The 12,643-nt window shown below is 51.7% G+C and carries 13 protein-coding genes; 9 read left to right on the top strand and 4 right to left on the bottom strand.

Annotated elements, in window-relative coordinates; translation table 11 throughout:
• Positions 1-6 precede the first annotated feature (6 nt).
• Both DI14_RS13815 and DI14_RS13810 read left to right on the top strand, forming a co-directional pair.
• Entirely contained in the window at positions 7-1,080 is a 1,074-nt protein-coding gene (locus DI14_RS13815) for an ABC transporter ATP-binding protein (RefSeq protein ID WP_034809605.1), read from the top strand.
• Positions 1,080-2,030, top strand: a complete 951-nt coding sequence (locus tag DI14_RS13810; RefSeq protein WP_034809604.1) for an ABC transporter ATP-binding protein — start codon at positions 1,080-1,082, stop codon at positions 2,028-2,030. The genes DI14_RS13815 and DI14_RS13810 overlap by 1 nt, the downstream gene beginning before the upstream one ends.
• A 73-nt stretch (positions 2,031-2,103) precedes the next feature.
• On the opposite strand, the gene DI14_RS13805 is transcribed toward DI14_RS13810, so the two are convergent.
• Entirely contained in the window at positions 2,104-2,637 is a 534-nt protein-coding gene (locus DI14_RS13805; protein WP_200871125.1) for an HD domain-containing protein, read from the bottom strand.
• Between the two features lie 220 nt (positions 2,638-2,857).
• On the opposite strand from DI14_RS13805, the gene DI14_RS15565 reads away from it, so the two are divergent.
• From DI14_RS15565 to DI14_RS13790, 4 genes are all read left to right on the top strand, one after another.
• Positions 2,858-2,995: a hypothetical protein gene (locus DI14_RS15565; protein WP_167331259.1), complete on the top strand. Its 138-nt coding sequence runs from the start codon at positions 2,858-2,860 to the stop codon at positions 2,993-2,995.
• Positions 2,996-3,175: 180 nt separating this feature from the next.
• The gene (spxA, locus tag DI14_RS13800; RefSeq protein WP_015881217.1) at positions 3,176-3,574 is read left to right on the top strand and encodes a transcriptional regulator SpxA; all 399 of its coding nucleotides are present in this window, start codon (positions 3,176-3,178) and stop codon (positions 3,572-3,574) included.
• A gap of 180 nt (positions 3,575-3,754) precedes the next feature.
• On the top strand, positions 3,755-4,411 hold the full coding sequence (gene mecA, locus DI14_RS13795; RefSeq protein WP_034809600.1) for an adaptor protein MecA: 657 nt from the start codon (positions 3,755-3,757) through the stop codon (positions 4,409-4,411).
• Positions 4,412-4,476: 65 nt separating this feature from the next.
• Positions 4,477-5,703 (top strand): DUF2254 domain-containing protein, encoded by a 1,227-nt coding sequence (locus tag DI14_RS13790; protein WP_034809597.1) that lies wholly within the window; start codon positions 4,477-4,479, stop codon positions 5,701-5,703.
• Between the two features lie 27 nt (positions 5,704-5,730).
• Here the strand turns inward: DI14_RS13790 and DI14_RS13785 are convergent, their stop codons facing one another.
• Entirely contained in the window at positions 5,731-6,453 is a 723-nt protein-coding gene (locus DI14_RS13785) for an SDR family NAD(P)-dependent oxidoreductase (protein ID WP_034809596.1), read from the bottom strand.
• An 83-nt stretch (positions 6,454-6,536) separates the two neighbouring features.
• Here DI14_RS13785 and cls point away from each other — a divergent pair, with 83 nt between their 5' ends.
• From cls to pepF, 3 genes are read left to right on the top strand one after another with little or no spacing between them, the layout of a single operon-like run.
• Positions 6,537-8,048: a cardiolipin synthase gene (gene cls / locus DI14_RS13780; protein ID WP_034809595.1), complete on the top strand. Its 1,512-nt coding sequence runs from the start codon at positions 6,537-6,539 to the stop codon at positions 8,046-8,048.
• A gap of 12 nt (positions 8,049-8,060) precedes the next feature.
• Positions 8,061-9,122, top strand: coding sequence for a competence protein CoiA (locus tag DI14_RS13775; protein ID WP_034809593.1), 1,062 nt, complete (start codon positions 8,061-8,063; stop codon positions 9,120-9,122).
• A 17-nt stretch (positions 9,123-9,139) separates the two neighbouring features.
• A complete protein-coding gene (gene pepF / locus DI14_RS13770; RefSeq protein WP_034809590.1) occupies positions 9,140-10,942 on the top strand; it encodes an oligoendopeptidase F in 1,803 nt (600 codons plus the stop codon).
• Positions 10,943-11,158: 216 nt separating this feature from the next.
• Here the strand turns inward: pepF and DI14_RS13765 are convergent, their stop codons facing one another.
• Both DI14_RS13765 and DI14_RS13760 read right to left on the bottom strand, forming a co-directional pair.
• Positions 11,159-11,701: a DsbA family protein gene (locus DI14_RS13765; RefSeq protein ID WP_235193479.1), complete on the bottom strand. Its 543-nt coding sequence runs from the start codon at positions 11,699-11,701 to the stop codon at positions 11,159-11,161.
• Positions 11,702-12,022: 321 nt separating this feature from the next.
• Positions 12,023-12,604, bottom strand: coding sequence for a CYTH domain-containing protein (locus tag DI14_RS13760; RefSeq protein WP_034809585.1), 582 nt, complete (start codon positions 12,602-12,604; stop codon positions 12,023-12,025).
• Positions 12,605-12,643 lie beyond the last annotated feature (39 nt).

Raw genomic sequence — 12,643 nt, 5'->3', positions numbered from 1 at the left:
TCGTGCATGGAAACGATTTTATCTGTCCGAGACTTAGCGGTCTCGTTCCATACGTATGCTGGAACGGTTCAAGCCGTTCGCAATGTATCGTTTGATTTGAAAAAAGGCGAGACGCTCGCAATCGTTGGAGAGTCGGGTTCTGGTAAATCCGTCACATCAAAAGCGATCATGCGTCTCATCCCGAACCCGCCAGGTGAAATCACAAACGGAGAGATTTTGTTTGATGGAAAAGACTTGGCGAAACTTTCGGAAAAAGAAATGCTTAAAATTCGTGGTCGCGACATCGCGATGATCTTCCAAGATCCGATGACGTCGCTCAACCCAACGATGACAATTTATAAACAAATCGCTGAAGGTTTGAAGCAACACCAAGGACTCAGAGGAGAAGATGCGAAGAAGCGTGCGCTCGAATTGCTCACACTCGTCGGCATCCCGAACCCTGAAGCTCGTCTCAAACAGTATCCGCACCAATTATCTGGTGGGATGCGTCAGCGGATCGTCATCGCGATCGCGCTAGCCTGTAACCCGAAGGTGTTGATCGCCGATGAGCCGACGACGGCACTTGACGTGACGATTCAAGCACAAATCCTTGAGTTGTTGAAAGATATTCAACAAAAGACCGGCACAGCCATTATCTTCATCACGCACGACCTCGGTGTCGTCGCGAACATGGCTGACCGTGTTGCCGTCATGTACGCTGGGAAAATCGTGGAAAAAGGGACGGTCGATGAGATTTTCTACGAGCCACGCCACCCGTATGCATGGGGACTGCTCGGCTCGATGCCGCGTCCGACGGATGACCCGAACCAGGCGCTCCCGGCTATCCCGGGTACACCGCCGAACTTGTTGAACCCGCCGAAAGGCGATGCGTTCGCGCCGCGTAACCCTTACGCGATGAAGATTGATTTTGAGAAAGAGCCACCGATGTTCCAAATTAGCGACACGCACTACGCAGCAACCTGGTTGTTGCACCCGCAAGCGCCGCAAGTCACGCCGCCATCGGCAATCATCGATCTCGCGCTCAAATATCGTCCGGATAGCGCGTTCGCGAAATCGATTGGGAAAGGTGGTGCTGAATGATGGAACGTGAAAAATTATTAGAAGTACGGGACTTAAAGCAGCACTTTAAAATCGGACGAGGCCGCGTCGTCAAAGCGGTCGACGGCATCTCGTTTGATATTTATAAAGGTGAGGTACTCGGTCTCGTAGGTGAGTCTGGTTGTGGGAAGTCGACGACTGGACGTACGATTATCGGTCTTTACGATGCGACAGACGGAGACGTCATCTTCAAAGGCGAGAACGTCCACGACAAGAAATCAAAAGCGGAAAAGTTGAAATTCAACCGAGCGATGCAGATGATCTTCCAAGATCCATACGCCTCGCTCAACCCGCGGATGACGGTCGCGGACATCATCGCCGAAGGGATTGACATCCACGGCCTCGCGAAGACGAAAGAAGACCGGATGAACCGCGTCTACGACCTTCTCGAGACGGTCGGTCTCACAAAAGAACACGCGAGCCGTTACCCGCACGAATTCTCTGGCGGACAACGCCAGCGGATTGGGATTGCCCGCGCGCTCGCCGTTGAGCCAGACTTCATCATCGCCGATGAGCCGATCTCGGCACTCGACGTATCGATTCAAGCTCAGGTCGTCAACTTGATGAAAGAATTGCAACGTGACCGCGATCTCACGTACTTGTTCATCGCTCACGACTTGTCGATGGTCAAGTACATCTCGGACCGCATCGGCGTTATGTATCAAGGTCATATCGTCGAGCTCGCGCCGGCAGATCGACTTTATGAAAACCCGATTCACGCGTATACGAAGTCACTCCTCTCTGCGATCCCGCTTCCGGACCCAGAGCACGAGCGGACACGTAAGCGGATCATTTACGAGTCGAAGTCACTCGGTGCCGTCGGACGTTCGGATGAAGATTCAAGCATCCCACCGCTCCGCGAAGTCGAGCCTGGACATTTCGTCTCGTTGACGGATGCAGAATACGAAGCGTATAAAGCGCAACTCGTATAATCGATTCACCCTGAACTTTACGGTTCAGGGTGTTTTTTGCGCAAAAAAAACACCGCCGGAACGTTCCGGGGTGTCAGGCGTTTGAGATGCGCGGTAAGTTCGAGAGCCGGTCGACGACTGAATCGATGGCGCGGACGCGGCTGAGCGCATCTTCGATTTCCATCGTCTCATAGTGATGCAATCCGCCTGGCTGTTCGACGAACGTATCGGCGTCATGCACGAGCTGCTGAAGCGGCGTACGCTGAATGCGGCTCGGTGGTAAATACGAATCGGTGTGAAGTAAAATCATGACCGAGATTTCTTTGGCTCGGGCAGGGTTCTCGCCGAGTCGAATCAACAGCTTATGGGCGCGTTCCGCCCCTTTAATGGCATGGATGTCGTTTTGACGATACAAATCATAATTCCACTTGCCTTCTGTATACCACTCGTAGTGACCGATATCGTGAAGTAGGGCGGCCTTCGTCGCCAAATCCGTGTCAAGCCCTCGTCGCGTCGCCAATTCGAGAGCGCGCTCACAGACGTCGACCGCGTGTTTTAAGCCTGATCGCGTCAAATATTTTTGGGTTACGGGGTGTTGCATAATCGTTTCTAACGTGATTCTCATGATCGCTCTCCTCCTTGGTGATTTCAAAGGTTATTTCTATTAACTATACGGGAATTGAAAAGGAAAAGCAAATTTGTAACGTGTGAAATATAAATTTAATTGGAGAATGTGCAACATTATTCATATAGATATGCTATAATTTAAGTGTAGATTTAGTGCGATTTCAAGATTTTTAGATTCGGTGATGGTCGGTTTTTCCTTATGGCGATGGGGGTGAGAGACCATGAAAGAGCGTGACAAAGTGTTGCAACAAAAGAAAAAGTTATTGAAAGAAGTATTGAAGAAAAAATTGAAAGACTTGCAAGTGAAGCCTGGCAAAGAAACGGTGTCACAACCGGTTTCTCGGATACCGGCTTCCTAGAACGTCGATCAAGGTCGCATCTTTCTCACAGATGCGTCCTCTTTTCTTACCTCAATGAGAAAGAATATCATTGATGTTTGAATAAATAAGAATTATTATAATTAAGTGAACGCATTTTTGGGTATACAGATAGAGTCACTTGAAAAAGATGAACGAACATTTGATCAGGGAGGAACGAACATGGTCACACTTTATACGTCTCCGAGCTGCACATCGTGCCGTAAAGCGCGAGCTTGGCTCGAAGAACATGATATCCCCTTCACGGAACGGAATATATTTTCAGAGCCGCTCTCACTTAACGAGATTAAACAAATTTTACGTATGACAGAAGACGGGACCGATGAAATCATTTCGACCCGCTCAAAAGTTTTCTCTAAAATTGACGTATCGGTCGACGCGCTCTCACTCCAACAACTTTACGATTTGATTCAAGAGTATCCAGGGCTGTTACGCCGTCCGATTTTGATTGATGAAAAACGTTTACAAGTCGGGTACAACGAAGATGAGATTCGTCGCTTCTTGCCGCGCAAGGTCCGGACGTTCCAACTTCAAGAAGCCCAACGGCTTGTCAACGAATGAGGAAGCATACTGTCTAAGCAGTGTGCTTTTTATTATCCCGTTTTTCCGATAAAATAGTGGTAACAACCCCATCATCATAAGATTGACACATTGAAAAGAGGGTACTATTATTACAAGACAATTTCCCCTCTCCTCCTTGACGTACGAAGTAGGAGTGAGGTGAGAAGGGAGTGGACAATCGTGAAAATTGAGCGCATCAATGACAACACCGTCAAATTTTTCATCACCTATGTCGATATCGAGAAACGCGGTTTCGCCCGGGATGAAATCTGGTACAACCGTGAACGTGGTGAGCAGCTGTTCTGGCAAATGATGGACGAGGCGCACGAACGGGAAGATATCTCGTTTGATGGTCCACTATGGATACAAGTACAAGCTTTTGAGAAAGGTCTCGAAGTGACCGTCACGATTGCGAAGAATGTGATTGATGCCGAAGATGATTCGGAACTCGGTTCGCTCCTTCGCTCGGCCATTGACGAAGCCCGGGATCAACAATCTGTCCTCGACCAATTGAGTGAACTCGATGAACTTGACGCTGAGACGGAGGCGTGGGCTCCACTCGCGATGGAAACGAATGATTTCGAATCGATGATTGCCCTCAGTAAACGAGTCGGCGATACGCTTCATAACGTAACGTTGAAACTTTTCCATTACGATAACCGCTATTACTTGTGGATCGATTTCCCGGATGAAATGGAACCAGAAGAAGAAGAGAATGCCTTGAGTCTACTCGCGGAGTACTTGTCGTTCAGTACGCAAACACTCGCGATGCTAGAAGAGTACGGCAAACTTATCCTCGATGGCGACGTCTTCGGAAAAATACGCCACTACTTTTAAACTGAAATCGCCTGTTCTTGCGGACAGGCGATTTTTTTAGCATACATATTAGATGAGGTGACGAGATGCTCAAACGAATACAGTTGATGTTAGCAGACAGCGCTTGGTTCATCCCGTTCTTGTACGGGGTCGGCGGCGTCGTGTTGACGTTTTTGACGCAATATTTTGGAGGGTTCTTCCGTGAGATTTTGCCGGAAGTGCTATATTTGGAGAAAGATTCAGCGGCGACCGTATTGTCCTCATCCTTCACGAGCCTGATGACGATGATGACGTTCAGTTTCTCGACGATTCTCGTCGTCCTCACGACGTATTCGTCACAGTTCTCGCCACGGACGGTGAACAACTTCTTAACGAACGCTGCGGCGAAACATACGCTAGGCTTATTCATCCTGACGACCGTGTACGGCATCACGAACTTGTTTTTGATTCGGACGGCAGATGATGACGCTGTGCTCGCCTCAGGTGTGAGCGTCCTCCTCGTCGTCGGGTCGATTTGGGCGTTCGTCAAATTTATTCAAACGATTAGCGTCTCCATTCAAGCCGAACGCCTCTTGTCGGCGCTACACCGGGAAGCGCTCTCCGTCATCAAAAGTCAACAAGACGCGCTCGAAAAAGACGAAGTCCAAATCGTGCCGAAGCGCCCGGTCCATCCGTTCGAAGGGCATGCGGTGTATGCACCGCGTACCGGCTATGTCCAACTGTTCGCAAGCGAGAAACAAGAGTCGGATTCCTGTCATTTTGAATCGGTCGTGGCCGTCGGAGACTTCGTCGCCAAAGGGGACTTACTCGGTTATTGGAGTGAGGAGGTCGACGCGGACATCGAACCGTTTCAAATCGGGGAAGTGCGGTCGTCGATTCAAGACCCGGCCTTCGCGATCGAGAAGCTGAGCGAGATTGCGCTAAAAGGAATTTCCCCGGGAATCAACGACCCGAACACGGCCATCCATTACATCGGCGACATCTTACGGGAACTGAGTCGGATGCCTGGAGGCGACTTTCTGTTCTCGAAGCGCTCATCGGATTGGCACGTCAAACGGAAAAGCCTTGAGACGACAATGTTCGAGGCGTTCGCCCCGATTAAAACGTATGCAAGCCATGATATATTCGTCATCGGCTCGGTATTTGAAGCAATCCGGATCGCCCGGCTCGAGGCGCATCCGTCCTCGTTCGAGGCATACGAGGGCATCCTAGGCTACTTTGAGGACGTCATTGGTTGGGACGACTTGCAAGAACGAGAACGCGCCTTTTTAGAGAACAAATTGATGCAGGCGAAAAAGGTAAAGACAGCATAAAAGCGACCCGTGTGGTCGCTTTTCCAATTAAGATAGGCTATAGCCGCCGTCAATCGTGATCGCTTGGCCGTTCACGTAGCTCGACAAGTCAGACAATAAGAACGTGACGACCGGCGCGACTTCCTCGGGCTTGGCTGCGTTCCCCCGGAAATGATGCGACATCGCCTCGTGGAACTTCGCCTCGCCGCCATATAGCTTATGGCTGAGCGGTGTGTCGACGGGGCCGAAGCAGACGGCATTGAAGCGGACTTTTCCTTTCATGCGATGGGCGAACGTCTTCGTCAAGGCGATGAGTGCCGCTTTCGATGCGGCGTATGGCCCGAGCATCGGCGGAAATTTGACGTGCCCGACGATTGCCGCGTTATTGACGACGCTCGCCCCGTTCGTTAGCAACGGAACAGCCAGTTGGATGAGCCGGTTCGCCGCGAGCAGATTCAACTCGAACACGTCGTCGAACGCTGACGAGGGCAGACGTTCCGGTGTCCCCGGCCGTCCGAACGTGGCGGCATTATTGAATAGTCCGTCTAACGTGACGTCCATCGCTTTCAGTCGGTCCATCACCGCCTCGAGCTCGTCGTCTTTTGAAAGGTCGCACTTTATGAACGTGATGCGCGGCGAGGCGGCCTCGATGTCCGCACCGCGTCCCTCGTCTCGTCCGATGCCGTAAACGTCGTGCCCTTCCTCAGCTAACCGTAGCGTGACGGCCCGACCGATGCCGCTCGTTGCCCCTGTGATGAGAAATGTACCCATAATTGATTCGCTCCCCTCTAAAAGATGTCGTTACGTTGTATAATTAATGATAATACATGACAGAAACGGGGTCAGGTTATAATATGTTGCGACGCTTACAAGTTCTTTTATCCCTCATTTTGCTCGCAGGGCTCATTGCCGTATTATCGTATTACTGGAGCTCACAAGTCATCGGCCTATTCTCGATTCTCGTCTTCTTGACGACGTTCAGCATCTTGCTCGTCATTTTGCTCGAAAACCGAAATCCGCAACGGACGCTCATCTGGGCAATCGTGATGATCGGGTTTCCCGTCGTCGGCTTGTTCGCTTATTTCGTCTTCGGCCAAAACTATCGCCGCAAGCGCATGTTCAAAGAGAAGGCGATGCTCGATGAAGAGACGTACCTCGCTTACCGGCAAAAGGCGATGACGCACTCGCCATCGCTCATGTTCCCGCATGACGACTATGAGAAGCTCATGCATTTGACGTCATCTTTAAACCAATTGCCGGTTTCGTCGAATACGTATACGCAAATCTTGACGAACGGGCAAGAGAAGTTCTCGAAGCTGTTGCCGGCGTTGCGTGGGGCGACACGGCATATCCATCTGGAGTATTATATTTTCCGGGAAGATCGTATTTCTCGGGAAATCCAACGCATCTTGATGGATAAGGCGCGCGCCGGGGTCGAGGTGCGGTTCTTATATGACGCCGTCGGCTCGATTCATACGAGCGGGGCCTTCTTTGATGAGTTGCGTCAGGCCGGCGTTCAGGTCAAAGCGTTCTTCCCCGTCGTCTTGCCGCTCGTCTCGAGCAAGACGAATTACCGGAACCACCGAAAGATTGTCGTCATCGATGGCACAGAAGCGTTCACAGGCGGTCTGAACGTCGGCGACGAATATCTGGGGGAGCATACGAAGTTCGGCTTTTGGCGGGACACCCACCTATACGTCAGGGGGGAAGGGGTGTCGGAGCTTCAGCTCATCTTTCTCCAAGACTGGTATTACATGACGGGTGAGCGACTGTTCACACCGTTTTATCTCGAGCCGCTCGAGACGGTCCGGAGCGCGAGCGGGGGGGTTCAAATCGTGGCGAGCGGACCGGATGAGCCATATGAGACGATGAAGTCGATCTACTTCGCGTTGATTAACGCGGCGAAGAAGTCGGTTTATATCTCATCCCCGTACCTCATCCCGGACGAGGATATCATGAGCGCGCTCAAGACGGCCTCGCTATCAGGGGTCGATGTCCGAATCGTCTTGCCGAGTTATCCTGACCATAAGATCGTCTTTTACGCGAGCCGCTCCTATTACGAGGAGTTGCTCAGCGCCGGCGTCAAAATTTATTTATACGAGGAAGGGTTCATGCATTCGAAAGTCATCGTCGTCGATGACGGGCTCGCGACGATTGGGACGGCGAACATGGACTTCCGCAGCTTCCATTTGAACTTCGAAGTGAACGCGCTCCTCTACAACACGAACTCGGTGCATCAACTGAAACAAGACTTATACAAAGACTTTGAAGGCTCACACGAATTGGATTTGGCCGTGTTCTCGGAACGTCCATTTCTCATCAAGTTAGTCGAGTCGTCGGCTCGAATGTTCTCACCACTATTATGAGGGGGAAACGTCATGCGATTTGCGATCGGTCGGACAGGGGACTATGTCGATACCCGTTCATTGAACCGGAAGCAACTTGAGACGTTTGCCCCTTTTTCGTGCCCGGATTGCCAAGGCCCGGTCCTGTTGAAGCAAGGAACAAAGCGACGGTTGCACTTCGCTCACCGGCATGCGTGCGGGCGAGGGGAGTCGACGGGGCATCAACGGGACAAATGGGACGTCCGGCAATGGTTGCAACGGCGCGGCTATCACGTCGACCAAGAAGTTTTGCTCGACGGACGTCGGGCCGACCTCGTCGCGTCAAAGGGTGGGTCGTCGATCGTCATCGAGATTCAAGCCTCACCGCTCGATGTGGAGACTTACCACGAACGGACCGCCCACTATGAGGCGCTAGGCCATCCGGTCGTCTGGTTGTCGAGCGGAGTCCGTCCTGACCCAATCCCTCGATTTACCCCGTGGATGCGTGCCGAGCTGGCGAGATGTCACGCCTTGTTCATTCCTGTCGATGGTTCGCTTTATCGCTTTGTCGGTTTTCCGACTTCACTCCGATATGGACAAGGCCGTTGGGTGAAAGTCGACGATTTGACAGTGTCACCGTTTGAACCGTTCTTTCGCTTCGACGCCCACGCGTGGGGCCAGCTCGTGCGCCGTCGTCGCATGACCCCGCCTTATCCGACGAAAGACTATCGCCGTCTCATATTGAATCGCTTGTACCCGCTCGGCGTGTTGCCGTCGCTGTTGCCGACGATGTGCTATTTGCCGATGCCAGTGTTTTGGGGCGTACACATCCATCCGCTCGACTTTCAAGTCGTGCTTTACTTGAATCGCCGGATGCATCCGGCAGATTCAATCTCGTGGAGTGTCGTGAAGACGTGTCGCCAGTTCGGGGTGACCCCGACGAGCGACTTTGTCCAAGCTTTTGAAGTACAATGGAAACAGCTCTTGAACGTATTTGACGTGCCATGCGAGGTGCGGCTCTGGACGGTCCCAAAGACGCTCGAGGACGCCCTTCAGTATGACCGTCGAATGTTTCAAGGGTTTCAGCGATTCATGGCGAAATCGTATATAACCTAAGAAAAGGAAGTGGACATATGTCAGACGTACTTACACGACAACAAGTTCCGGTCGAGGAGACATGGAGCCTAGAGTCAATCTACGCCGATGACCAAGCCTGGGAAGCCGATTTCGAGGCGCTCAAAGGAAACGTGCCGAACTTGATGGCATACAAAGGAAAGCTTGGTGAGGACGCGGAGACGCTATTCGCCGCGCTCAGCTTACGTGACGACTTATCACGCCAGCTTCATAAGCTCTATACATACGCGCACATGCGCTACGATGAGGACACGGCGAACAGCCATTATCAGGCGTTGAACGACCGCGCCGGATCACTCGCTGCCCAAGTGTCGGCCCAACTCGCTTTCATGACACCGGAGTTGCTCGCGATCGACGAGAGCCGTATCGAATCGTTCATGGCGCAACACGAAAAGCTGACGGTTTATCGTCATGCCTTCGACGAGTTGGCGAAAGAGCGGCCGCACGTGTTAACGGAAGCTGAAGAGTCGCTCCTCGCCCAGGCAGGCGACGTGCTCGGGCAATCGAGTTCTACGTTTGGGATGTTGAACAACGCCGATCTCAAGTTCCCGAAAGTGAAGAACGAAAAAGGGGAAGACGTCGAACTGACGCACGGCCGCTATATCACGTTCCTCGAGTCGAGCAACCGCGACGTCCGGGAGACGGCGTTCAAAGCGATGTACGGGACGTACAAACAATATTTGAACACGTTCGCCTCGACGCTTTCAGGCAGCGTGAAAAAAGATAACTTCTATGCGACGGTCCGCAAGTTTGAAAGTGCCCGTCAGGCGGCCTTGCATCACAATGCGATCCCGGAGACGGTGTATGACGGGCTCGTCGAGGCCGTGAACGAGCGGCTTGACTTGCTCCATCGCTACGTCGCACTGCGAAAACGTGCCCTCGGCGTAGATGAACTTCATATGTATGACTTGTATACACCGCTCGTTCAAGACGTCGAGATGACCATCTCGTATGAAGAAGCGAAGCAATTGATGGTCGACGGGTTGGCCCCACTCGGCGACGAGTACGTCCAAATCGTCAAAGACGGTCTTGATTCGCGTTGGGTCGATGTCCGTGAGACGCGTGGGAAGCGAAGTGGTGCCTACTCTTCTGGAGCGTACGACACACAGCCGTTCATCTTGATGAACTGGCAAGACAACGTCAACAACTTGTTCACGCTCGCCCATGAGTTCGGCCACTCGGTCCATAGCCACTATACGCGGGCGTCACAACCGTATCCGTATGGCGACTATTCGATTTTCGTCGCGGAAGTCGCGTCGACGACGAACGAGGCGCTGTTGAACGATCATTTGTTGAAGACACGGACGGATAAGGCGGAGCGGCTCTATCTTCTGAACAACCAGCTCGAGACGTTCCGCGGGACGTTGTTCCGGCAGACGATGTTCGCCGAGTTCGAACATTTGATTCACCGTGCGGCCCAAGACGGCGTCTCGCTCACACCGGAATACTTGAATGAGACGTATTTAGAGCTGAACAAGCGGTACTTCGGAGAAGACATCGTCATCGATGAAGAAATCGCTTACGAATGGGCCCGTATCCCGCACTTCTATTACAACTATTACGTCTATCAGTATGCGACGGGCATCTCGGCTTCGGCTGCTTTGTCACAACAGATCATGGAAGAAGGGGAGCCGGCCGTCCGCCGTTACATCGATCGCTTCTTGAAAGCAGGGTCGAGTGACTATCCGATTGAAGTATTGAAAGCTGCAGGCGTTGACATGACGACGAAAGCTCCGGTTCTCGCCGCGCTCGACCAGTTCGAAGCCGTCCTCGATGAGATGGAGTCGCTCCTGTTCGCATAATCGTCACGACGCGTGAACATTATGTGACATCATGCACAAACAGCTTGTCAACCGAAAGGATGCTCGGTATATTATAAGTGTGAAATCAATCACAAACCCCTTTATTGACCGTAAACTTTCTCCCATCTCGATGCCTTCCCCAGGTGTCGAGTCCGATGTCTCTTGTCCCCGCTTGAGACGTCAAAAGCCCACGGCTCCCCGGCCGTGGGCTTTTTGTTATCCTTGTTTTTTTGTCGCCCATGCTTCGCCGCTACACCCTGGTACGGGGCGGCAACGCTGTTGGAGCGAAAGTTTTTTCAGTTCTCGTTCGATGATTGGCTTGTCTAGATCCAGAATGAACGCGAGCTCGGTGATCGTTGACGCGTCGTAGTGGCTGAGCACTTTCTCGACCGTCCAGTCCGTCTCTCGGTTCGGCACGTAGCCGAGCAACTCGGCCATGACTGCCTGATAGACGTCGTACGGATAGACGCCTTCAATTTTGAGCGCTTCGTCGCGTGTAACGAACGTCAAGGCCGGTAACGACTCGATCTCCCAATCCTTCAAAATTTGATGATCGACGGCGAGTGCGCTGAGCAATTGGTTGGACTGGATATCCGCTGCCAACTCGTCGAGGTCGAGCCCGTACCCGGTGAACGACCGTGCAATCTCCCAAAGTTCCGTCTCATTCGCTTCGTTATTCAAAAAGATATCGTTAATATGCAGATGACGTAAAAACCGCATCGCATGACGCTTCCCTTGCAATTCCATAGCCTTAATCATCGTGAGAAGGCGAACCTCTTCTTGACATCCGCCAACACAACTTGGAACTGTCGAGACCATCCGAAAACGAATCATATGTCCGTATTCGAGCTCGAGCTTTTTAATGAGTGTCATCACATGAAGACCGTCCGGGTCCGATATGTCCACGAAATAGAATAACTCTAATGGTTTATATGTGACTTGAATAGGAGTTTCTTCCAGTGAACAGGATGACTCATTACATTGTTCTAGTTCCATTGTGTCGCCTCCTCTCGTAAACAAAAATCAAATATATCGTATGCTCATTGTAGCAACGAAAAAAAAGGTTGGCAACGTATCTGCTCAACCTTCACTCCGGTTCATTTTTTCTTCCATGAATCGGACGATTTTATTTTTTGCTGGACGAAGCGGGATGTCGTGTCCGGCCAACAGCCGTTCAAAGGCGATGCGGCCCGCTGTCTCGTCGGTCACTTCAAATTCTATTTCATAATCCCGTTTCTCCAAATAATGACTTTCGTCAAGGACGAGCAGGCCATCTGGCGTCTCTTTTTCAGCCCGGCGCGTCTCGAGGCGACCGAGATGTTCGAGCGGTCCGGTCAAGTCAAACGAGGCGAGCGCGGCAAGCATTTGCTCATCGCGGATGATACCGTATTTGAACAAGTTCTCGGCTTCCTCTTCGGTGATGACCGCATGTGTCTCGAGCAGGCCGACATTGTGTGGTTGCTTCAACGTCAACACTTGTCCTTTTTTCGTTTCGCGGATCCGTAGCGCCGCGCCGTGTTTCTTAAGCTCAAACGTTGCCGTGTCAAAGTAGTCGTTCGCTTGCCACTTGATGTGATCGGCGAGACGGTACTCGCTGAGAAGCGTCTCATATTCTTCTTTCGTCAGCATCGATTTAAATTCAATTTCCACTTCTTGGGTCATAAGTTGTCGCTCCATTCTATGAACAATTGTTGGTTTATG

This window comes from Exiguobacterium sp. AB2 (assembly GCF_000696055.1).
GTDB classification, from domain to species: domain Bacteria; phylum Bacillota; class Bacilli; order Exiguobacteriales; family Exiguobacteriaceae; genus Exiguobacterium; species Exiguobacterium alkaliphilum.
Note: the sequence above shows the minus strand (reverse complement) of the source record. Positions and strands in the feature narration are given on the sequence as shown.

Coding starts and splice junctions, on each gene's coding strand:
- DI14_RS13790 (WP_034809597.1), top strand. CDS start 4,477: ATGCTCAAACGAATACAGTTGATGTTAGCAGACAGCGCTTGGTTCATC.
- pepF (WP_034809590.1), top strand. CDS start 9,140: ATGTCAGACGTACTTACACGACAACAAGTTCCGGTCGAGGAGACATGG.
- DI14_RS13760 (WP_034809585.1), bottom strand. CDS start 12,604: ATGACCCAAGAAGTGGAAATTGAATTTAAATCGATGCTGACGAAAGAA.
- spxA (WP_015881217.1), top strand. CDS start 3,176: ATGGTCACACTTTATACGTCTCCGAGCTGCACATCGTGCCGTAAAGCG.
- DI14_RS15565 (WP_167331259.1), top strand. CDS start 2,858: ATGAAAGAGCGTGACAAAGTGTTGCAACAAAAGAAAAAGTTATTGAAA.
- cls (WP_034809595.1), top strand. CDS start 6,537: ATGTTGCGACGCTTACAAGTTCTTTTATCCCTCATTTTGCTCGCAGGG.
- DI14_RS13775 (WP_034809593.1), top strand. CDS start 8,061: ATGCGATTTGCGATCGGTCGGACAGGGGACTATGTCGATACCCGTTCA.
- DI14_RS13815 (WP_034809605.1), top strand. CDS start 7: ATGGAAACGATTTTATCTGTCCGAGACTTAGCGGTCTCGTTCCATACG.
- DI14_RS13785 (WP_034809596.1), bottom strand. CDS start 6,453: ATGGGTACATTTCTCATCACAGGGGCAACGAGCGGCATCGGTCGGGCC.
- DI14_RS13810 (WP_034809604.1), top strand. CDS start 1,080: ATGGAACGTGAAAAATTATTAGAAGTACGGGACTTAAAGCAGCACTTT.
- DI14_RS13765 (WP_235193479.1), bottom strand. CDS start 11,701: ATGATTAAGGCTATGGAATTGCAAGGGAAGCGTCATGCGATGCGGTTT.